This window comes from Bradyrhizobium lablabi (assembly GCF_001440475.1).
GTDB classification, from domain to species: domain Bacteria; phylum Pseudomonadota; class Alphaproteobacteria; order Rhizobiales; family Xanthobacteraceae; genus Bradyrhizobium; species Bradyrhizobium lablabi.
Genome location: NZ_LLYB01000074.1, coordinates 197 through 21,502, shown reverse-complemented (window position 1 = coordinate 21,502; position 21,306 = coordinate 197). Strand labels below are relative to the sequence as shown.

Below are 21,306 nucleotides of genomic sequence, written 5' to 3'. Positions count from 1 at the left end.
CGATGGCGGCGCCGACCAGGAAGTCCAGCCGGCGCAAGGTGCCCGCGGCGGCAAGCCTCGATTGTGCAACGGCATTCCAGGCGATGGCACGCGACTGCGTCGCGGCCATCGAGGCCCATCACAGCAGCGCATGCGCCGGCGACGCCGAGGCCGTGCATCAGATCCGCATCGCCATCACGCGGTTGCGCGCCGCCGTGGCGTTCTTCGCGCCGATCGTGGTCGATGCGGAATGGCTGCGTCTGAAGAAGGAGATCGCGTGGCTGAATGGCGCGCTCGGCGCCGCGCGCGACAGTGATGTCCTGGTGGAATATGCGCGCCACAAGCGATACCGCGCATGGGCGCAGCGCATGATCGGGGAGCAGCTTGATCAACGCCAGATGCGGGACCACCGCCAACTGGTTCGCTGCCTGCGCTCGGTTCGGACGCAACATCTGATCTTGGCAATGGCGGACTGGATCAGACAGGGGCCATGGCTGGCGCGCTGGCAGCGGTGCAAGGACGCGGAGGCTCTGCAAATCTATTGCGTCCGTGAACTCAACCGCTGGCACGGGCGATTGGTCCGCAGGGGGCGGCGCCTGAAGGCCCTGGATGCGTCGCGCCGTCACCGATTACGGATCAAGTTCAAACGTTTCCGCTACATGCTTGAAGCACTGACGGAAACCGTCAGCCTGTGGGGTCGCAATGAATTGCATCATCTGCACCGGCCGGCAAAACGGCTGCAGCGCGCATTGGGCGATCTCCGCGATCTCCAGCGCTTTGCCAGTCTTGCCGACGATGGGCCGCAAGCAAAAAAGGACAAAGCAAAGAAGCCGCCGGGTTATCGCCGTCGCAAGGAAAAGCTGCTCGGCGCCGCCCTCGCGTCTCATCGCGACATAACCAAGCCTTTGCTCGGTTCCGTTCTCCAGATTTCAGCCTAAGTTGCTGTGAAAACGACACTTCCTTCGGGTTGGCGAGAAATTCGCGGCAAGCCTCATTCGCGACTTGCGGCCGGCCCGGGCGCTGCACTCTGCAGGTAACAGGAACCTTTGGCGGGGTTGACGCCTATTCCTCCCTAGGAGGTAGCGGCATGAGCAAGGAAACTTCCAAGGACGACCCGCGTCAGCAGAGCGATTGGGGAACGCACAGGCAAACCGACAAGCCGTGGAAGGGCAACCCCGAAAAGGAACAGAGGTCCGGCACGACCAAATCCGACCCAGACAAATGGCAGGAATCGAACACGCATTGAGGGAACTGACGATGGTGATGAAGAGGCCGGGCGAAAAGTAGCCGTCAGCCAAGGAGTTTTAGTTGCGTATGGGTCGAAATTCATGCGCCGTAAGGGAATGCCCTCATGCCACGTTACTTTTTCAACGTGTATTACGACAGGATCGAACTTGACGAGGAAGGTGAAGAATTACCCGACGTGCGAGCGGCATGGCGGGAAGCAACGGTAACCGCGGGACAGATCATCCAGGATCTCGACGGAAAGTTGCGCCCGGGTATGGACTGGCGGATGGAGGTAACCGACGAGTTCTCCAATCCGCTCTACGTGATTCACGTCTGCGCCGAAAAGCCCAAGTAAAAGTCCAAGTAAACATCCAGGCAAGAACCCAAGTCACGTTCCGCATGAACGCAAGCGTGAGTTCATTCTCCTGGCCGCGCCGCAAACGAGGAGCAGCCAGCCAGGCACGTTCCAAAGCTGGACTATTTGGGGCCCTGCAAGCCGGGGGACGAAAGCCAGCGATCGATGGTGGCCGCAGCCTCGTTTGCCATCGCTGTTTCGATCAGACGGTCGCGTTCCGGGCCCGGCGGCAGGCCGGCGGCCTCTTCCCGCGCGCGAAGGGCAATTTGGCCCAGCCGCTCCTGAAGCGTGAGGACCGGGCGGCTGCGATTGCGCTTTTTCTTCATGACGAACCTCCGTGCGGCCCCAAATCCCTTTCACGTCACGGTGGTCGCGTCCTTAACGTTTGTTGGGAACCCTGCACCGGGCGGTCCGTTTCGTTCACTGGAGTCCAAGCGGAGGAGACACGGGTTTTGGATCGTGAGTTGGTCTTTGCGGCGTTGCTACGGCGGCTCAATACCGTCTCAGGATTGGAGGACGCGGATATTGCCGCATTACACGAGCTACCGATTGCCATCCGCCACTGGGAAGCGGGTAGAGCGATCGTATCGGACGGTGAGCGCCCGACGGATAGTTGCCTGGTTATCGAAGGCTTCTGCATTCGATCGAAAGTCATTGCCAGCGGCCAGCGGCAAATTCTCTCCATCCATATCCCCGGGGAGATTCCCGACCTGCAGAGCCTGCATTTGCACCGTATGGACCACGATCTTATCACCTTGACCGCGTCCACGCTCGGCTTCATCAGCCACGCATCGCTGCGGGCGCTGACACGAGCGAAGCCGAACATCACGGAAGTGCTCTGGCGCGATACGCTGATCGATTCGGCGATGTTCCGGGAATGGATCGTCAATGTCGGACAGCGGCCGGCGACGGGGCGGCTCGCCCACATAGTTCTCGAACTTCGCAGGCGGCTTGAAGTTACCGGCCGGCCAGCCGGCGACAATTTCGAAATGCCCCTGACGCAGGAACAAATCGGCGAGGCGCTGGGCATCACGCCCGTGCATGCCAACCGCGTGATCAAGCAACTGCGCGAGGAGCGGATCGTCGACATCAGCCGGGGCCGGGTGACGGTACTCGACGAAGCAAAGCTCGGGGAATTGGCGCAGTTCGACGACCGTTATCTCCACCAGAATCCGTCGCTTTGAAATTAATATACAAGACTGCGGATGACGAAGCTGTCCGGCGACGCCGTGTCCATCTGATTTCCCTGAATTGTGGAACGATTCTCTCTCGGGAAAATTAAGCAATATGTGTCCAAGGGATGACACAGCAAACTCAAGCGGCTGCCGATGGCAGTCCCGCCCCCCGAAGACGCATTGGCAGCCGCTTCCTTTTGTAACCCCCGCCATGAAGGATTTTGCAAATGCGTCCTTCCCGCCTGAGATCATCTCGGTGATGGAAGCGGCGTTTGATGCCGCGGTGGCTTCGCTTCCCGAGCCCGTCAGCTCCAGTCACGTTCAGACTATTGCCGAGGCGATTCTGCGCGCCGCGCGCGACGGAGAGTGCGATCCGGTGACCTTGCAACGCTTGGCGCTGCTGGAGCTGCAGATCATTCCGCGATAGCACGGAGTGATACATTACCGCTGCGCGCAGCCCTCGCATTCGCTTTCCAGCGTACAAGGATGCCATCGAATTCGAGCTTGATGTGGGTCAACCTCGGTCGTCCGTCCATCGTCTATCTTTACTGGCATAATCGGGACGGGGGCCGTCAGCGCCCCCGCGAATGTGTGGGAGAATGGCGATGTTCAGGAACATTCTGGTTCATATTCCCTCCGAGCGTCAGGTGAGGCCAGTCATCGACGTCGCAGTTGCCCTGACCATTGCGCGCCGGTCGCATCTCGATGCCGTGGCCATCGGCTATGAAACGATGGGCAACGCCGGATTGATGGTGGAGGGCGGCGGTGCCGCCGTCGCCGCCGTCATGGGGGCCGAATTGGAGCGCGCCCAGGAAAGGGCGAACGCGGCGATCGCCGTGTTCGAGATCGAGGCCAAGCTCGCCAAGATCGCCTACGGCGTCAGGACCCTTGCGGCAATTCCCGCCGAGGCCGGGCAGACCATCAGCGCGCTTGCCCGCCTTTACGACATGACGATCGTGCTGCAGCCCGATCCCTCGGTAGCCAGCTACGACAATGAGATTCCGCAGCAAATTCTGTTCAATTCCGGCGGACCGATGCTGATGGTTCCCTATATCCACAAGGGACCACTCGACGCCCATCACGTCGGGATCGCCTGGGACGGCAGCCGCCTTGCGGCCCGCGCATTGCGCGATGCCATGCCGTTTTTGATGGGCGCGAACGCCGTGACCGTGATTGCGGTCAATGAGGAAGCGGGCGAAGCCGTATCGGACCAACTCGCCGCGCATTTGGGGCGGCGCGGCATCGCGGCCCGGGTGCAACGGCTGACGGCGGACCGCGGCAATGTCCAGGGCGCCATTCTGTCGATCGCGGCCGAAAGCAATATGGGTCTCCTGGTAATGGGTGGGTATGGCCATTCGCGATTGCAGGAGCGAATTCTGGGTGGCGTCACGCGCAGCATGTTCGACAGCATGACCGTGCCGGTGTTGATGTCGCACTGATATCGGACGGGAACAGGCTGTGACCTTTTGTCCGCGTGAGTTCCCTGGCGCATGTCATCCGGCTGCGGCTGGCGTCGCAATGACGCCAGTTTGATGCACCTCAATGATCGGCCCGAAGCCGGTCAATATCGTTTCGGCGGAAATTCAGAGATCGGAGATTGTCATGGCAGAGCTGTCTGAGCGGGCCGCTTCCGGTTCCTTCCCGGCAGTTACAAATGCGGAAGCGGAAGCCACCAAGCTGAACCAGGGCGCGTTGGAGTTCATGCTCGGTGCGCAGAAGATGATGTTCGAGGAATGGGTGTTTCTCGGCGATGAGATGCTGGAGCGAACGCGAACCGAGATGCATCTGTGCACGGAGTTTGTCGCGAAAATGGCCGCCGCGCATTCCGTAAAGGACATCCAGACGATGTGCCAGGAATGCGGCCAGCATCAGCTCGACTTCTTCCGCCGCGACTCCGCCCGGCTGTTCAAACATGGCGAGCGGATGATCGCGGCCACGTCGAACTTGATCAATGGCCGCTCTCTGAACTGATCGGTCAGGCAGCATGGACCGGAAATCGACCCTGCCGACGGCGGAAGTCGCCGTCTTGCCGCTTCATCCCCGTTCAGCGGAGCAGAGCGATGGCCGGCGGGCGGCTGCAGCGGTCGAACCGCAGCTTTCAGAGCTGATGGCAGGTGCCGACAGCACAGAGACATATCAAGCCGACCGTGCCTTGCATGCCATGCTGGCACGCCTCAGCGGCGGCATTTCACCAGCTGCACTGTCGCTGGCCTATATGGACTGGCTATTGCACCTGGCCGCAGCGCCGCAGCGGCAGATCGAGATCGCGCAGGAAGCCTTGCTCGACACCAGGCGCTTGTTCGACGCGTCGCAGCGTTTCTTCTCGCCTGGGCAGGGGCCGTGGTCGCTGATCAAGCCCCAGCCGCAGGACAAGCGCTTCGGCCGGCCAGAGTGGGAACTGGCACCGTTCAATCTGATGGCCCAGGCCTTTCTGCTCGGCGAACAATGGTGGCACAACGCAACCACGGGCATGCGCGGCGTCTCGAAGCAGAACGAGGCAATCGTCGAGTTCTCGGTTCGTCAAATGCTGGACGTGATGTCACCCTCCAATTTCGCCGCGACCAATCCGGAAGTGCTGCGGCGAATGCTGGAGAGCGGCGGTGGCAATTTCCTGCGCGGCTGGCAGAATTTCTGGAGCGACTGGACACGCCTGGTGTCGGCGGGCCTCGGCCCGGTCACAACAGGGGAGTTTGTCGTCGGCGAAACCGTCGCCACGTCGCGCGGCAAAGTCGTTTTCCGCAACGAGCTGATCGAGTTGATCCAGTATTATCCGACCACCGACAAGGTGCACCCGGAACCGGTTCTGATCGTGCCGGCCTGGATCATGAAATACTACATTCTCGATCTGTCGCCGCAGAACTCGCTGGTCAAATATCTCACCGGCGAAGGCTTCACGGTCTTCATGATCTCGTGGCGCAATCCGGAGGCCGGTGATCGCGACATCGCTTTTGACGACTATAGAAGGCTGGGTGTTGAGGCGGCGCTCGATGCGATCGCCGGTATTGTGCCGGGTCGGCAAGTGCAAGCGTTGGGTTATTGCCTCGGCGGGACGCTGCTGGCGATCGCTGCCGCCACCATGGCGCGCGCCGGCGACGAGCGGCTGAAGTCGATCAGCCTGCTGGCTGCGCAAACCGACTTCACTGAGGCCGGTGAACTGACATTGTTCATCAACGAGAGCCAGGTCGCGTTCCTCGAAGACATGATGTGGGAGCGCGGCGTGCTCGATACCACGCAGATGGCCGGCGCATTCCAGTTGCTTCGCTCCAACGATCTGATCTGGTCGCGGCTGACGCGGGACTATTTGATGGGGGAGCGGGCCGCGCCAAGCGACCTGATGGCCTGGAATGCCGATGCCACCCGCCTGCCATATCGGATGCATTCGGAATATCTGCGCAAACTGTTTCTCAACAATGACCTTGCGGGCGGACGATACCTCGTCGAAGGCAAACCGATCTCGCTGTCGGACATACACACGCCGATGTTCGTGGTGGGCACCGTTCGCGATCACGTTGCGCCGTGGAGGTCCGTCTACAAGATCCACTATCAGGTCGATGCCGATGTGACTTTTGTTCTCGCAAGCGGCGGCCATAATGCAGGAATCGTGGCTCCTCCTGGCGAAGAGGGGCATACGTACCGCATCAAGACCAAGCCAGCGGATGCCAGATATGTCGGTCCCGATGAATGGCGGACCATGGTGCCGGCGGTCGAAGGATCGTGGTGGCCCGAATGGACCAGGTGGCTCGCCGGACGATCCGGCGAGCCATCCGAGCCGCCGCGCATGGGCACCGACGCCGCGCAGGCAGCGCACTTGCCCGAGGCGCCCGGTGACTACGTTCGCCATTGATGCGGGTGCAGTCGCCAGGCCGAATGCGATTTGTCATCACGCTGCGACCGTTCCGGGTTAACCTGCCGCGCGAAGGGCAGCGACCTACCGACACTGGAGCACGATGTCCACCTATCGTCTGAGCAATCTGCTTTCGCCGCATTCCGTCGCGCTGGTCGGGGCCAGTCCGCGCCAGGGTTCGGTCGGCCGCGCCATTCTCAACAATATTCGTAAAGCTCAATTCAAAGGCGAATTCGGCCTCGTCAATCCGCGCTATCACGAGATCGATGGTGTCGCGACCGTCGACAGCATTGCAAAACTGTCGTTTGCACCGGAACTCGTTGTCCTCACTTCGCCGGCCCGCACCATCGCGGGCCTGATCGATGAAGCGGGCCGCCGTGGCGCAGCAGGCGCGGTCATTGTCAGTGCCGGGCTCGGCCATGGTCCGGGTTCGCTGGCGGAGGCCGCGGAACGGGCAGCGCAAAAATACGGGATGCGGCTGATCGGCCCGAATTGCCTGGGCATCATGATGCCGGGCGTCAGTCTCAATGCCAGCTTTTCGGCGCATATGCCGGTGGCGGGACATCTGGCGCTGATCTCGCAATCCGGGGCCATCGCCACGGGCATGGTGGACTGGGCGGCGCAGCGGTCCGTCGGCTTTTCCGGCATCGTTTCGATTGGCGACCAGCTCGATGTCGACATCGCCGATCTGCTCGATTACTTCGCGCTGGATGAGAAAACCCACGCCATCCTGCTTTACATCGAGGCGATCAAGGATGCCCGCAAGTTCATGTCCGCGGCACGCGCCGCGGCGCGGGTCAAACCCGTCGTCGTTGTCAAATCGGGGCGGATGGCGCAAGGCGCGCGGGCGGCGGCAACCCATACCGGCGCATTGGCCGGGGCGGACGCCGTCTACGATGCCGCATTTCAGCGCGCCGGCGTGCTGCGCGTCTCCGACCTTCGCGAGTTGTTCGATTGCGCGGAAACGCTCGGGCGACTCAAATCGCCGCCCGGCAAGCGGCTGGCAATCCTGACCAATGGCGGCGGCATCGGTGTGCTCGCCATCGACCGGCTGGCCGAACTCGGCGGCATCTCCGCCCAGCTCTCGCCGGAGACGCGCGGGCGGCTTGACGCGGTATTGCCTCCGACCTGGTCGAAGTCCAATCCGGTCGATGTCGTCGGCGACGCCGATGCCGAGCGTTACGCCGTCGCATTGGAGGCGTTGCTGGCCGATACGAGCAATGACGCCGTGCTGGTGATGAATGTGCAGACGGCAATTGCGCGCGCCGATGAGATCGCCGCGACCGTGACCGGCGTTGTCCAAAAATACCGCGCCGAACGCCGTATGCGGCCCAAACCGGTGCTTGCGGTCTGGGTCGGTGCGGAACCGTCGATCGGCAACTTGCTCAGCGATGCCGGTATTCCGAACTATCCGACCGAGGACGACGCGGTGCGCGGCTTCATGCACCTGGTCCGGCATCGCGAGCTCGTGGAGACGCTGACGCAGGTTCCGCCGGCGATGCCGAGCGACTTTGCGCCGGACGTGGATGCGGCACGAAAGATCGTGACCGCGGCATTGGCCGATGACCGCTCCTGGCTCGATCCGATCGAGGTCAAGCAGCTCCTTGACGCCTACGATATTGCGTCCGTGCCGACCTTCGCCGCCGTTGATGCCGAGGAGGCGGTCGCGCATGCGAATGTAATCTTCGCGCAGGGCTCGACGGTCGTGCTCAAGATCATGTCGCGCGACATCGTCCATAAATCCGACGTCGGCGGCGTCGTGCTCAACCTCACCAGCGCCGATGCCGTGCGCAAGGCAACCAGCGAGATTCTGGCGCGAGCACGGGCGCTGCGACCAGAGGCACGGATTTCGGGCGTGATGGTACAGGCGATGGTGGTGCGGGCGAAGGCGCGCGAACTCATTCTCGGCCTTGCCGACGATCCGACCTTCGGTACCGTCGTCGTGTTCGGCCGCGGCGGCACGGCGGTCGAGATCATCAACGACAAGGCGCTGGCGCTGCCGCCGCTCGACCTGCAACTGGCGCGCAGCCTGATCGAGCGCACCCGCGTCTCCCGGCTGCTCCGCGCCTATCGCGACGTGCCGGCGGTGAAGCAGGACGCGGTCGCGATGGTCCTGGTCAAGCTCGCGCAGATGGCCGCCGACATTCCCGAAATCCGCGGGCTCGATATCAACCCGCTGCTGGCCGATGAAGCCGGCGTGCTCGCCGTCGACGCACGCGTCGCGATCGGACGGGTCGGGCGCAAGTTCCGCGGTTCCGGCCCTGCGAATTTCGCCGTGCGGCCGTACCCGTCGCAATGGCAGCGCCACATCGAGGTCAAGGACGGCTGGCGCGTCTTCGTTCGTCCGATCCGGCCCGAGGACGAACCGCTGATCCACGAGATGTTGAAGCATGTCACTATGCACGATCTGCGGCTGCGATTTTTCGCGCCGATGAAGGAATTTTCCCATGAGTTCATTGCCCGACTGACCCAGCTCGACTACGCCCGGGCGATGGCCTTTGTCGCCTTCGACGAGGCGACGAATGAACTCGTCGGCGTCGTCAGGATCCATTCCGACTCGATTTACGAGAGCGGCGAATACGCAATCCTGTTGCGCTCGGACCTCAAGGGCAGGGGCCTCGGCTGGGTATTGATGCAGCTGATCATCGAATACGCGAAGTCGGAAGGCCTGAAAGCCATCTCCGGCGACGTGCTCGCCGAGAATACGGTCATGCTGGCGATGTGCCGCAGCCTCGGCTTCGAGGTGAAGACGGACCCGGTCGAGCACGACATCTGCAATGTCAGGCTGGCGCTCCAGGCCGGAAACTCATAACCCGTGACAAAACCGCAAGATCGGTCGAGCGCGCGATGCCTGCGTGCGCTTAGCTGGTGCCGCCACGGAGGACAGAACGATGAAGGCGGCGCTTCAAGACTACCATGCCCGGATGCAGCGGGTGCTGGATCACATAGACCGGCATCTGGATGACGATCTGGACCTGGACGCGCTGAGCAGCGTCGCAGCCTACTCGAAATATCATTTCCACCGGCAATTCACGGCGACCTTCGGGCTGTCCGTGCATCGTTATATCCAGCTCGCCCGCATGAAGCGCGCTTCATACCGGCTGGCCTACGGGGATGCCCAAAGCGTCACGGACATAGCGATGGATGCCGGCTACGATGCACCCGATGCCTTCGCCCGCGCCTTTCGGCAACGGTTCGGGCAATCGCCTTCGTCGTTCCGGAATTCTCCCGACTGGGAGCCGTGGCTTGCGGCCTTCGGGCCTTTCGACAACGCGAGGAGCAAGCTCATGCAGAAGACTTTTACGACTGACGACGTGACGATCCGCGATGTGCCCCCCACACTGGTGGCGATCATGGAGCATCGGGGCGACCCGGCGACGCTCGGCGCCTCCATCCAGCGGTTCATCGCGTGGCGCAAGGCCGCTGGCCTGCACCCCAAGACAAGTCCGACCTTCAATGTCTGGCGTTCCGAGCGGCGTCCCGCGTCGCCTGCCGATTACAGCGTGGACCTTTGTGTCGGGACCGACCAACCGATCGAGGCGAACGGCGAGCAGATCAAAGCCGGCGAGATCCCTGGCGGACGCTGCGCGGTGCTGCGTGTCGTTGGCAACACCGACAATCTGGAGCCCGCCGCGCTCTACCTTTATCGCGAGTGGCTTCCGGCAAGCGGCGAGGAAGCACGCGACTTTCCGATCTATTGCCAGCGGCTGAGCTTCTTCCCGGAGGTGCCGGAGCATGAGGCGGTCGCGGAACTGTTTTTACCGCTGAAATAGCGCCTTCTCTGACGGCGGCCTGTCCCTTCCGATCGCAAGAAACGGACAGGCCGCTATCCACCCAATCTCGGTCTTTACGAGTTCACGGCCTAATCGTTGCTTGAGCTCCCCACGGCGGCGCGATGACGCCGCACACGTGCGACGATTGAGCGTCAATGCGAGAACATGATCGGAAGGGGCGGCTTTGACAGCAGGCTCTGGGTGGCGCCACCCAGGAGAAACTCGCGCCAACGCGGGGTCCCGTAGGCCCCCATCACGAGGACGTCGATCTTCTGCGAAACCGTGTAGGCTTCCAAAACCTCGCCGATCTCCCGCCCCGCGGCGTCGACTTTGTCCAGCACCACATCGATGCCGTGGCGGGCCAGGTTCTTTGCCAGCTCTTCGGCCGAATGCTTGTTGTCGAGCTTCTTCTCGTTGGTGACGGTTACGACGCGCACCTTCTTCGCCTTTTCCAGCAGCGGCAGCGCATCCGAAACCGCGCGGGCGGCAGCGCGGCTGAAATCCCAGGCAACCGCAACCGTTCCGAGCTGGAAGGGACGGGGGTGAGGGGCCTCGGGCAGAACAAGAGTCGGCCGACCGGATCCGAATATCACCTGCTCGGCATACCACTGGTCGCTATTTTCCGGCACGGGGACAATGGTGAGATCGCGCAGCCTTGCGTAGTCGACCAGCATGTCCGGTACAGCGTAGGTCGGGCATCGCTCGAGATAGGTCTCGTGAAGAATGCCGGCCTTGTTCGCAGCGGCGTCGAAAGCAGCCAGTATGTCCTTGGCATTCTTGCGGCTCTTTTCGGCTTCGCCGGCAATAAGCCCGGGAACATTCGCAATCGAGCCGGAAAGAAAATGTCCGGGTATTTCGACATGCACCTCGCATGCGACGGCGGCCAGATGAGCGCCGAGGCTTGCGGCAATGGAGACTGCCTCCTCCATGACTGCGACGGGGGTCGGCTCGGGATAACTCGTCAGTGTCAGCAATATGTCCTTGAACGCCATGGGATTCTCCTCTTACGGAAGACAACCTATCGTCCCGCGGATTTACCCGTTTGATCCAGCGCAAGGGGCTGGGTTTTCCGGTTCTGGGATTGCAGCCGTGGGCGCAGCACCGGTTTGAGCATCTCCAGGATGATCAGCGCCATCAATCCGGCGCCGAGCGTCACGGCGATGTCATCGGCGTGCAGCGGGCCGAACGTAAATAGCTTGCTTGCTGCGGGCCAAAGCAGCGTGAGAGCCGAAATGGCGGCAACCGCGGCCAGCACCGCGGCCAAGGTCCGGTTTTGCCGGCGAAACGCCGTCAGCAGCGAGGGACTGAAGGAGCGGTTGACCAGGATCAGGCTGACGATCACCACGACGAGCGAGAAGAACGTCAGCGCGCGCACTTCCGGCACCGGCATGCCCGAGCGTAGGGCCATGACGTAGATGGCGGCCACGAGCACGAACGCAACCGTGCCCTGCAACATGCTCCAGCCGATCAGCGCCCACGAGAACAGCGATTCATCGGGCGCGCGCGGGGGCCGCTGCATGACATCTTCTTCCTCGGTCTCGGCCTCGAACACCAGCGAGCAGACGGGATCGATGACCATTTCGAGGAAGGCAATATGAATGGGCCCGAGCAGGAGCGGGGTGCCGAACAGCAATGGCAGCAGCGCCAGACCTGCGATGGGTACATGAACCGCCAGAATGAAGCTCATGGCCTTGCGCAAATTGTCGTAGATGCGCCGGCCGAGGCGGATCGCCTTGACGATCGAACCGAAATCGTCGTCGAGAAGCACGATGGCTGAGGCTTCGCGCGCCACGTCGGTTCCGCGGCCGCCCATGGCGATGCCGATATGGGCCGCCTTCAGGGAAGGTGCATCGTTGACGCCATCGCCGGTCATCGCGACGACCTCGCCATTGCCCTTGTAGGCATTGACAATACGCAACTTCTGCTCCGGCATGATCCGGGCGAAAACGCTAGCCGTCTCCACCTGCGTTGCCAACTCCGCCTCGCTCAGTTTCCCGAGCTGGGCGCCGGTGATGAGTTCACCGCGTGCAAGCCCGGCCTGATGGGCGATCGCCTTTGCGGTTGCGGGGTAATCGCCGGTGATCATCACGGCCTTGATACCAGCCGACTGGCATTCACGAACGGCCTCGATCACGCTGGGCCGCAGTGGATCGGCGAGGCCGACCAGCCCCAGGAACTCAAACGCCAGTTCACGCGGTGAAATCGGCCAGGCCGAGCCAATATGCGTGGCGCGCGCGACGCCCAACACGCGCAGACCGCTGGCAGCCATCGCATCGATAGATTGCGTCAGCGCAGTGCGATCCATGGCGTTCAGCTTGCAAAGAGCGGCGATTGCTTCCGGTGCGCCCTTGGCGGCGACGACGTACTCCTGCCGAGAGCTATCAGCCTGCCAGATATGCGTCACGGCGAGCAGGTCGGGGCGAAGACCATAGGCGTGAACGAGCTTCCAGTTCGGGTGCTGATACGAAGCCTCCGTCAACCGCTCGCGCGCGAGCGCGTGGAATGCCCGCTCCATCGGATCGTACGGCTCCGGAGCGCTCGCGAGCAGGCCGAACTTGCACAATGTCCGGAATGCTGCCGGCATTTCCCGATCGTCAGCGGGACGAAGAATGGTCTCGTCCTTCAGCCTCAGTTCGACGATCGTCATCCGGTTCTCGGTCAGGGTGCCCGTCTTGTCGGTACACAGCACGGTGGCCGAGCCCAGCGTCTCGATCGCCGCTGCGCGCCGCGTCAGCACGCGCGCCAGTGAAATTCGCCAGGCGCCCATGGCCATGAAGACGGTCAGGACGACAGGAAATTCCTCCGGGAGCATCGACATTCCGAGCGCAATGCCAGCTAGCACCGCATCCAGCCACCCGCCTCGCATCAGTCCGTAGAGCAGAACCGCAAGCAGGCTCACGCCGCCGCCGAGCACGGCGAACAGTGTGACGGCGCGCCGGGTTTGCGCCTGCAGGCGGGGCGGCTCGGTCTCGAGCTTGACCAGTGACAGACCGATCTTGCCGATCTCGCTTTGCGTACCGACAGCCGTTACTTCCGCCAGCCCGGAGCCCCGCACCACCAGCGAGCCGGAGAAGATCTGCGGCAGGTCGTCGCCGCCCGGACGGTGTGGTCCAGACCCGGTGCGGTCGTCCCATGCGACCTTGCGAACCGGCACGGATTCGCCTGTCAGGGTCGACTCGTCGGCCTGCAGATCGTTGCATTGCAGGAGAACGGCGTCGGCAGGCACCCGATCGCCCTCGGAAAGAACGATGAGGTCGCCCCGCACAACGTCGCGGCCGGCAATCCGCTTGCGTTCTCCGTCGCGGATGACGAGCGCGCGGGGGCTCGTCAGGTCCCGCAGCGCTTCCAGCACGCGCTCGGTTCGCGTTTCCTGCACCACGGTGATCGCGATCGACATCGTCGCGAAGGCGGCCAGGATGATCGCCTCTTTCAGGTCGCCCAGTGCGAGATAGACCAGGCCGCCGATCAGCAGCAACGCGAGCATCGGCTCGCGCAGCACCTCGACCACTATTCGAAACGGCGTGCGTCGGTCGGGTTGGGGAAGTTCGTTGTGCCCCTCGGCCTGCAGTCGCGCCGCCGCCTCGGCTTCACGAAGGCCGGAAAGCGGTTTCATCGTCAGAGATACGATATCGTTGTCACCCGATAGGTGTGCATCTTGCCACCTTCGTTGAGCGAGACATACTCGCCCACGACGAAGCGCTCGTCCGCGAAGTGATAGCCGACTTCGTCAGGCAGACTGGTCTCGTCATCGTCATAGTGGAAGGCCCAGCCGCCGCCGGGGCGGTGAACCAGGTGGCCATGCTTGTCCCGCTGGTCCGGGCGCTGGCGCACGACCCGGCAGGCATCCCGATGCTCGCGCCACAGTCCCGCATCGATACGGTCCGCCGAATCCAGCGGTGCCACGATGATATAAGCCACATCTGCGTCGCCTTCGGGGTGTCCGGGCTCGCGGGCCAGCGCCAGACGGAATTGCCGGAACTGCGGTGGCAAGGAAGCGTTCAGGATCGGCTTTGGCTGGGACTTGGATCTCGTCTTGGACATCTCGGATGGCTCCTTGGTTCTCTGGCATGAGGCGGTGAACACCGCCGCGGTCAGCTCGACTCTGCCGTGGCTTTCGCAGCAGGGGCGGTCGCTCTGGATTTCTTCAGGCTCCTGGCGATGATCGCCATCAGCGGCACCAGCACCGTCGGCAGCACGCTGTTCAGGGGATGGTGCATCATGCCGGTGAATTGCGATTGCACTGCGCGGGCCTCGTTCTGCAACGCCTCGATTGCCGAGCCGTGAATTTCGGTAGCCAGTTCGAGCTCGCGGCCGGCCGGCGGCCTTCCGCCAACCACGAACAAGACGGCCGCGATCAGGAAATTGATGAGACCGAGAATCGCGGCTGCGGAAATCGCGCTCCAGATCTGCACCAGCGCGAAGTAAGCCGACAACTCCAGCATCAGCAGGCCGAAGGCCGCGATCAGCGCCGCGAACGCCCGCAGGCCGAGCCCGACCAGCATGTGCCGCATCCGGATTTCCGCAATGATACGATCGGTACGCCAGAGCGCACGCAACTGCTTGACGACGTTCTCGCTGTTCACGTCAATGTCTCCTCAGCATGAAGCCGATCGCGACGCCGAGCGCGAAGGCGGATGCCAGCGCCGCAATCGGTCGTTCCGCGATCAGCGTCTCGATGTGCTCTTCTTCCTCACTCAGGGTCTCGGCGAATTCGCTCAGCACGTCCTTGACCTGTTCGCCCAGCGCTTCGGCGTGGCCTTTCGCGGCACCGAACATGTCGTCGGCAGGCATATTCAGGAAGCGCGACATCTCGTCCTTGAGCGTCAATAGCTCGTCACCCAAACTGCCTGATCTGAACATCGCGCTTGCTCGTTATCTTTGATTGTCAAATCCTAGATGAGACGGCGATAGCGGCATTTGATTTGGGTCAACCACGATCCTCATGTCGCATCCGGTGCCTTGAGGCAGGTCAATATGGCTGCGCGCTCGCGACCTACAAAAAGGAAGCAAACAGCTTAAGGAACATCATTGGTGGTCGCACCTGTGCTCACAGCCACGTCATCGGGCGATGCGCTCGAACTGCATCCGGCCGGCTCGTGGACGGCTGCAAATGCGGCGACACTCGAACGACTGTCCAGTGACGTCGTGCCGCAACTCGACCGGGCTGCTGCGCTCAAGGTTGATATGGCCGGCATGCGCGAACTCGATACGCTCGGCGCCTGGTTGCTGGAAAAGATGTCGCGGCGGGTCACGTCTGCCGGTCATCGCGCCGACGTCATCGGCATGGACGATAGATACAGCGGCTTGATCGACGAGGTTCGCCAGGTCAATCGTCGAACGCCGCGCCCGATCCCGGCACGCAATCCGGTCGTGGCGAAACTTGACGGCATCGGCCGCGCCACCATTGGCGCGAGCGAAGACATCGCGGCATTCCTGCAGATGCTGGGCTCGCTATGCATGGCTCTTGTGGGCATCCTGCGCCGGCCACGGTCGTTGCGGCTGACATCCCTGACCTACCAGCTCTATCGCGTCGGCTGGCAGGCGATTCCTATCGTCGTCCTGATCACCTTTTTGATCGGCGCCATCATCGCCCAGCAGGGCATCTTTCATTTTCGCAAGTTCGGAGCGGATTCCTACGTCGTCGACATGGTCGGAATTCTCGTGCTGCGAGAGCTCGGCGTGCTTATCGTGGCCATCATGGTCGCCGGGCGCTCCGGCAGCGCCTACACCGCCGAACTCGGTTCGATGAAGATGCGCGAGGAGATCGACGCGCTTTCGACCATGGGCCTGGACCCGATCGAGGTCCTGATGCTGCCGCGGATTCTGGCGCTGGTTTTCGCCTTGCCAATCCTGAGTTTCATCGGTGCGATTGCGGCACTTTACGGGGGCGGGCTCGTGGCCTGGTTCTACGGCGGCATGGGGCCGTCGATCTTCCTCGCGCGATTGCATGACGCCGTCTCCGTTACCCATTTCGAGGTCGGCATCATCAAGGCGCCGTTCATGGCGCTGGTGATCGGCATCGTCGCCTGCAGCGAGGGCCTGCGGGTGAAGGGCAGTGCAGAGTCGCTCGGCAAACAGACCACCACCTCGGTCGTCAAATCGATCTTCCTGGTGATCGTGCTCGACGGGCTGTTCGCGGTGTTCTTTGCCTCGATTGGAATGTAGATGCAGGGCACGTCAGGTCAGTTTGCCATTCGTGTGCGCGATCTCGTGGTCGGCTTCCGCCGCCATGTCGTCATCGATCACCTTGCGCTGGATGTACGCCGGGGCGAAATCCTCGGTCTGGTCGGCGCGTCCGGCGGCGGCAAGTCGGTGCTGATGCGGACCATCATCGGGCTGATCCCTAGACAGGGCGGTGAGATCGAGGTGATGGGGTCGCCGATCAATCATGATCGCGCCACGCGGAGCGCGGCCGGGCGTTGGGGCATCCTGTTCCAGCAGGGCGCGCTGTTCTCATCGCTCACGGTACGGCAGAACATCCAGTTTCCGTTGCGGGAAAACCTTGTGCTCTCTGAAGGCCTGATGGACGAGATCGCCACCGCCAAACTCGAAATGGTCGGGCTAAAGCCGGAGGACGGCGACAAGTTTCCATCTGAGCTGTCCGGTGGCATGACCAAGCGCGTGGCGTTGGCGCGCGCGCTCGCGCTCGATCCGGCGATCGTGTTCCTCGACGAGCCGACTTCGGGGCTCGATCCGATCGCCGCCGGCGATTTCGACGCGCTGATCAAGACATTGCAGAAAACGCTGGGACTGACGGTGTTCATGGTCACCCATGATCTCGCCAGTCTCAACACCGTCTGCGACCGCGTCGCGGCGCTGGCTGACGGCAAGATCGTCGCCATCGGACCGATGCACGAACTCCTTCAATCCGAGCATCCCTGGGTGCGGGCCTATTTCCATGGCAAGCGCTCGCAGATGCTGCAGCCAAGAGCGAGCTAATCAGATGGAAACCCGCGCTCCTTTCGTCATTGTCGGTGCCTTCGTGATGGCGGCTATCATAGCCGTCTTCGGCTTCGTCTATTGGCTGCAGAATACGGGCGGGCTTGGCCCACGTTCCAGCTATCGCGTGCAGTTCGAGGGCTCAGTGCCGGGACTGCTCGTTGGTGCGGCAGTGCTGTTCAATGGCATCCGGGTCGGCGAGGTGACGGAACTCGGGCTCGCCCCCGGCAACCCGCGCGGCGTCAATGCCGCCATCTCGGTCGTTTCATCGACGCCGGTCCGCGCCGACACCAAGGTCGGCCTGGAATTTCAGGGCCTGACTGGCGTCCCCGTGATCGCACTCGAAGGCGGCGCGCAGGTCGCGCAAAGCGGCCCGGTGCCGACATTGGTCGCCGAGCCGGGCGCGGGGCAGGGCATGACGCAGGCGGCGCGGGATGCGTTGCGCAAGGTGGATACGGTACTGTCGGAGAATTCGGAGGCGTTGAAGGACACGATCTCGAACTTCAAGGTGTTTTCCGAAGGGCTGGCGCGCAATACCGGCAAGCTCGATGGCATTGTCGCCGGCCTCGAACGGATGACCGGCGTCACCAGTCCGCCCCCAAAGATCACCTATGACCTCGCCGCGCTGCAGAATACGGGACCGGCGAGTAAGGTCATCAATGTGCAATGGGCGATTCCGGAGCCGACGGCAGTTGCGATGCTGGAGACGCAACGCTTCCTGTTCTCACCGGCGCAGGAGTATCCGGGATTTGCGGAAGCGATGTGGGCCGATGCGCTGCCGAAACTGATTCAGGCGCGGCTGATCGAAAGCTTTGAGAACTACGACATCGCCCATGCGCCGCTGCGGATGGCCGACGTCGCGCAGACCGAATTCCAGTTACTGATCGACGTCAGGCGGTTCCGTATCGCTGTCGAACAGGGACCGGCCGCCGAGATCGGATTGTCGGCGAGGATCGTCGACAAGAATGGCAAGGTCGTCGCCTCGCGGCTGTTCGAGCAAAGCGAGACGTTTGCTTCCGTCACCCCACCCGAAGCCGTTGCTGCGTTCAGCGCAGCGTTCGGCCGGATCGCGAAGGACATGATCGCGTGGACGGTGCAGGTGAACTAGGCGAGCGAGGCGTTGCTAGCTCACCTGAGGGCGAGGCCCGTCTATTCGAGCGTCTTCAGATACGCCAGCAGGTCGCCAATCTGGTCCGGGTCGAGCTGAAACTCCGGCATGGTTGGGTGGCCCGTCTGAATACCTTCAGCCAGCGCTTCGCCGAGAGATTCGACGGGATAGCGCTTGTGCAGTGTCCGGAAGGGCGGCGCGATCTTGAGCGGGCTCGGCGAGACCTTGTCGATCGAATGGCAGCGCGCGCAATTGTTCAACGCGAAGGTCTTGCCACGCTGCTCCTGAGGTGAAGCAGCCGCTGCCGGCACCAACGAGATCAACGTGAACGCCAGTGGCATCAGGATTCGTCCGATCATCGTAGTTCCAACTCCGTAGCGAATGGATTCTCCAGCTAGCTCCCATTGTGAAGGGTTAATCGTCGGCGAATTTGACCTGGATCAACCAGCCCACGCTGTATCAGCTACAATGAACTATATCTCCGAGGTCCTGAGCGTCGGCCATGATCGGGGGGTGGGCGTCAATCCAGCGCTTGAACGGACAGCGGCAAATGATACGAACCATTTCTCCCAACCGGGCAAGTTTCGGCCGCTGTTCGGCCTGCACCGTTCGCTCGCTCAGCATCTGCGGCGCGCTTGATCAGACCGACCTTGCCGAGTTCGAGCGGATCGCCCGCCACGTTCATCTCGCTCCCAACGAGGCGCTGTTCACGGCAGGCCAGCTCGCGCATTCGGTCCACAACGTGACGGCGGGTGTCGCGCGTCTGTACAAGCTGTTGCCGGATGGACGGCGTCAGGTCGTCGGCTTTGCGCTGCCGGGNCGCCCCCCGCCGATCGCTACAGCTTCTCGGCGGATGCAGTCGACTCCCTCACCGTATGCCGCTTCTCCAGGGAAGTGTTCGCGCATTTCATCGAGCAGAGGCCGCACTTCCTGATTCGGATCAACGAGTTCGCGGCGCGGGAACTGATGCTGGCACAGGAGCAGATGCTGCTCCTGGGCCGTCGCACCGCGGAGGAGAAGGTTGCATCCTTCCTTCTCGGCTGGCGAAAGCGCCTGGTCCACATCGGCGACGAGCGCCAGACCATTGCGCTGCCGATGAGTCGGCAGGATATTGCGGATTATCTGGGGCTGACGATCGAAACCGTGAGCCGGACGCTCACCCGGTTCGAGCGCGAGAAGATGCTCATCATCGTCGCGGGTGGCGTCCGCTTATTGGACGCGAGCCGGGCTGCGGCCATGGCAGCGGCATGAGAAATCCTGCGTAAATCGCGGTGGATTTGATCCTGGTCAAAGCCGGGATTGAGGCCCGCGTGCATGCTGCCTCCATCACGTGGAGATCGACCGCATGCCAACCGATTCAGTGCTCGTTACCGTCTTCGTCGTCACGATGTTCGTGCTGTTTGCCGGGGTGCTGTTCTGGGGTGATCTGCAAACCCGCACGAAACGATTGGCCGACCCCTCTGCCGCCAAGCGCCGCGCGTTCTGATAACGACGATTCCATCGCCGGCGCCGACAGGGCGCGATCCAGCAAGGCTGCCGATCCCGCTTGATGGACGTCAAGGGTAGGGCGCGGCCTTGCTTCTTGTCGCGCGTGATTATCGAGGTCGTTGTGACAATCATGAACGCCCATACGAGAGGATTGACCGCCGCGATTGGTCGCCAATGGCGGTCAATGGCCGCCAGGTTCGCATATCCGTCGGGACGGAAAGGCATTGCGCGCGCGGAGCTTTGCGGGGTTTCGCCCGAACGGGTTGCTTCTGCCGCGAAGCGACGCCCGAGCAAGGCCGATGTATCTCCGGAACGCGCGAACGCAACGCAGGCTTATCTGCCGATTGGTCCGTCCTGTTGCTGAATTCACTCTCAGCCCAACCAGCATCTCCTCGAACTGCGCAAAACCGCGAGAAAATTGACTTCGATCAATTTGCCAATCGCGATCGTGTGATCAGTGAGACCTGGCATCCGCAGAAGAGAAGCTAGCTCATGACCCAATCTTCAACCGCAAAATCGATGACGCACGGCGAGGCCGGTCTGGTGATGGTCTTTTCGCTAACCGCGTTTTTGTGCCTGTTGGCCGTTGCCAAGGCGCAGGATACGGCGTTTGCATTCCATGCCGCGCTGTCGTCCGCCGCCAGCCTTTGGGCGGTCGTTGCTATCGGCAACCGCTACTTTGCCCGCCCGTCGCTGCTGCCGCAGGAAATCAACGGCCGGCCCAACTACAACATGGGCCCGATCAAGTTCTCGGCCGTGATGTCGGTGATCTGGGGCATCGCGGGATTTGCGGTCGGACTATTGATCGCATCCCAGCTCGCATGGCCCTCCCTTAATTTCGATCTGCCATGGACCAGCTTCGGCCGCTTGCGGCCGCTGCATACGTCGGCTGTCATCTTCGCCTTCGGCGGCAACGTGCTGATCGCATCCTCGCTCTATGTCGTGCAGAAGACCTGCCGCGTGCGCCTGGCGGGCGATCTGGCCCCCTGGTTCGTCGTCATCGGCTACAACTATTTCATTCTCGTCGCCGGCACCGGCTATCTGCTCGGCGTCACCCAATCCAAGGAATATGCCGAGCCGGAATGGTACGCGGACCTGTGGCTGACGATCGTCTGGGTGGTCTACCTGCTGGTCTTCCTGNGACCATCATCAAGCGAAAAGAACCGCATATCTTCGTCGCCAACTGGTTCTATCTGGCTTTCATCGTCACGATCGCCGTGCTGCATCTCGGCAACAATCCTGCCGTTCCGGTCTCGATATTCGGCTCGAAGTCCTACGTGGCCTGGGCTGGTGTCCAGGACGCTATGTTCCAGTGGTGGTACGGGCATAACGCCGTCGGCTTCTTCCTGACCGCCGGCTTCCTCGCCATCATGTACTACTTCATTCCGAAGCGCGCGGATCGGCCGATCTATTCCTAT

21 protein-coding genes and 3 pseudogenes are annotated in these 21,306 nt (G+C 62.3%); 18 read left to right on the top strand and 6 right to left on the bottom strand.

All coding sequences use genetic code 11. From position 1 onward, the window contains the following. Positions 1-2 precede the first annotated feature (2 nt). The 10 genes from CQ14_RS19895 to CQ14_RS19850 all read left to right on the top strand — a co-directional run bounded on the left by CQ14_RS19895 (position 3) and on the right by CQ14_RS19850 (position 10,353). Positions 3-917, top strand: coding sequence for a CHAD domain-containing protein (locus CQ14_RS19895; RefSeq protein WP_156435185.1), 915 nt, complete (start codon positions 3-5; stop codon positions 915-917). Between the two features lie 149 nt (positions 918-1,066). After that, positions 1,067-1,225 carry a hypothetical protein gene (locus CQ14_RS44700; RefSeq protein WP_199805572.1) on the top strand — a complete coding sequence of 53 codons (159 nt, stop codon included), beginning with the start codon at positions 1,067-1,069 and terminating at the stop codon, positions 1,223-1,225. A 105-nt stretch (positions 1,226-1,330) separates the two neighbouring features. Next, a complete protein-coding gene (locus tag CQ14_RS19890; RefSeq protein ID WP_057859544.1) occupies positions 1,331-1,561 on the top strand; it encodes a DUF6894 family protein in 231 nt (76 codons plus the stop codon). 56 nt (positions 1,562-1,617) lie between these two features. After that, positions 1,618-2,745: a Crp/Fnr family transcriptional regulator gene (locus CQ14_RS47860; RefSeq protein WP_347337147.1), complete on the top strand. Its 1,128-nt coding sequence runs from the start codon at positions 1,618-1,620 to the stop codon at positions 2,743-2,745. A gap of 202 nt (positions 2,746-2,947) precedes the next feature. Further along, the gene (locus CQ14_RS19875; protein ID WP_057859541.1) at positions 2,948-3,163 is read left to right on the top strand and encodes a hypothetical protein; all 216 of its coding nucleotides are present in this window, start codon (positions 2,948-2,950) and stop codon (positions 3,161-3,163) included. 178 nt (positions 3,164-3,341) lie between these two features. Beyond that, positions 3,342-4,175: a universal stress protein gene (locus CQ14_RS19870; RefSeq protein ID WP_057859572.1), complete on the top strand. Its 834-nt coding sequence runs from the start codon at positions 3,342-3,344 to the stop codon at positions 4,173-4,175. 103 nt (positions 4,176-4,278) lie between these two features. Beyond that, positions 4,279-4,707, top strand: a complete 429-nt coding sequence (locus CQ14_RS19865; protein ID WP_156435183.1) for a hypothetical protein — start codon at positions 4,279-4,281, stop codon at positions 4,705-4,707. A gap of 13 nt (positions 4,708-4,720) precedes the next feature. Then, the gene (locus tag CQ14_RS19860; protein WP_057859540.1) at positions 4,721-6,580 is read left to right on the top strand and encodes a PHA/PHB synthase family protein; all 1,860 of its coding nucleotides are present in this window, start codon (positions 4,721-4,723) and stop codon (positions 6,578-6,580) included. A gap of 103 nt (positions 6,581-6,683) precedes the next feature. Beyond that, on the top strand, positions 6,684-9,392 hold the full coding sequence (locus CQ14_RS19855; protein WP_057859539.1) for a bifunctional acetate--CoA ligase family protein/GNAT family N-acetyltransferase: 2,709 nt from the start codon (positions 6,684-6,686) through the stop codon (positions 9,390-9,392). 79 nt (positions 9,393-9,471) lie between these two features. Continuing rightward, the gene (locus tag CQ14_RS19850) at positions 9,472-10,353 is read left to right on the top strand and encodes an AraC family transcriptional regulator (RefSeq protein ID WP_057859538.1); all 882 of its coding nucleotides are present in this window, start codon (positions 9,472-9,474) and stop codon (positions 10,351-10,353) included. A 152-nt stretch (positions 10,354-10,505) separates the two neighbouring features. On the opposite strand, the gene CQ14_RS19845 is transcribed toward CQ14_RS19850, so the two are convergent. Genes CQ14_RS19845 through CQ14_RS19825 form a run of 5 tightly spaced genes read right to left on the bottom strand, consistent with a single transcriptional unit; the run spans position 10,506 to position 15,213 of the window. Beyond that, on the bottom strand, positions 10,506-11,345 hold the full coding sequence (locus CQ14_RS19845) for a universal stress protein (RefSeq protein ID WP_057859537.1): 840 nt from the start codon (positions 11,343-11,345) through the stop codon (positions 10,506-10,508). 26 nt (positions 11,346-11,371) lie between these two features. Next, positions 11,372-13,966 carry a cation-translocating P-type ATPase gene (locus tag CQ14_RS19840; RefSeq protein ID WP_057859536.1) on the bottom strand — a complete coding sequence of 865 codons (2,595 nt, stop codon included), beginning with the start codon at positions 13,964-13,966 and terminating at the stop codon, positions 11,372-11,374. A 2-nt stretch (positions 13,967-13,968) separates the two neighbouring features. Further along, a complete protein-coding gene (locus CQ14_RS19835; RefSeq protein ID WP_057859535.1) occupies positions 13,969-14,394 on the bottom strand; it encodes a hypothetical protein in 426 nt (141 codons plus the stop codon). A 50-nt stretch (positions 14,395-14,444) separates the two neighbouring features. Next, positions 14,445-14,936 (bottom strand): phage holin family protein, encoded by a 492-nt coding sequence (locus CQ14_RS19830; RefSeq protein ID WP_057859534.1) that lies wholly within the window; start codon positions 14,934-14,936, stop codon positions 14,445-14,447. A 1-nt stretch (position 14,937) separates the two neighbouring features. Beyond that, the gene (locus tag CQ14_RS19825; protein WP_057859533.1) at positions 14,938-15,213 is read right to left on the bottom strand and encodes a hypothetical protein; all 276 of its coding nucleotides are present in this window, start codon (positions 15,211-15,213) and stop codon (positions 14,938-14,940) included. 168 nt (positions 15,214-15,381) lie between these two features. Between CQ14_RS19825 and CQ14_RS19820 the strand changes: the two genes are divergently transcribed. Genes CQ14_RS19820 through CQ14_RS19810 form a run of 3 tightly spaced genes read left to right on the top strand, consistent with a single transcriptional unit; the run spans position 15,382 to position 18,400 of the window. Further along, on the top strand, positions 15,382-16,518 hold the full coding sequence (locus CQ14_RS19820) for an MlaE family ABC transporter permease (protein WP_057859532.1): 1,137 nt from the start codon (positions 15,382-15,384) through the stop codon (positions 16,516-16,518). Continuing rightward, positions 16,519-17,292: an ABC transporter ATP-binding protein gene (locus tag CQ14_RS19815; protein ID WP_057833864.1), complete on the top strand. Its 774-nt coding sequence runs from the start codon at positions 16,519-16,521 to the stop codon at positions 17,290-17,292. Positions 17,293-17,296: 4 nt separating this feature from the next. Continuing rightward, on the top strand, positions 17,297-18,400 hold the full coding sequence (locus CQ14_RS19810; RefSeq protein WP_057859531.1) for an ABC-type transport auxiliary lipoprotein family protein: 1,104 nt from the start codon (positions 17,297-17,299) through the stop codon (positions 18,398-18,400). Between the two features lie 41 nt (positions 18,401-18,441). Here the strand turns inward: CQ14_RS19810 and CQ14_RS19805 are convergent, their stop codons facing one another. Beyond that, positions 18,442-18,759, bottom strand: a complete 318-nt coding sequence (locus tag CQ14_RS19805; RefSeq protein WP_057859530.1) for a c-type cytochrome — start codon at positions 18,757-18,759, stop codon at positions 18,442-18,444. Between the two features lie 143 nt (positions 18,760-18,902). Here CQ14_RS19805 and CQ14_RS46505 point away from each other — a divergent pair. The 5 genes and pseudogenes from CQ14_RS46505 to CQ14_RS46490 all read left to right on the top strand — a co-directional run. Continuing rightward, positions 18,903-19,219: pseudogene (locus tag CQ14_RS46505) on the top strand (Crp/Fnr family transcriptional regulator); the annotation flags it as partial. A 1-nt stretch (position 19,220) separates the two neighbouring features. After that, positions 19,221-19,651, top strand: a pseudogene (locus CQ14_RS46500) (helix-turn-helix domain-containing protein); the annotation flags it as partial. Positions 19,652-19,745: 94 nt separating this feature from the next. Next, positions 19,746-19,886: a hypothetical protein gene (locus tag CQ14_RS44695; RefSeq protein WP_199805571.1), complete on the top strand. Its 141-nt coding sequence runs from the start codon at positions 19,746-19,748 to the stop codon at positions 19,884-19,886. A gap of 494 nt (positions 19,887-20,380) precedes the next feature. Then, positions 20,381-21,028, top strand: a pseudogene (locus tag CQ14_RS46495) (cbb3-type cytochrome c oxidase subunit I); the annotation flags it as partial. A gap of 1 nt (position 21,029) precedes the next feature. Continuing rightward, positions 21,030-21,306 (top strand): cbb3-type cytochrome c oxidase subunit I (locus CQ14_RS46490; RefSeq protein WP_245320422.1); only part of this gene is annotated, 277 nt, incomplete at both ends.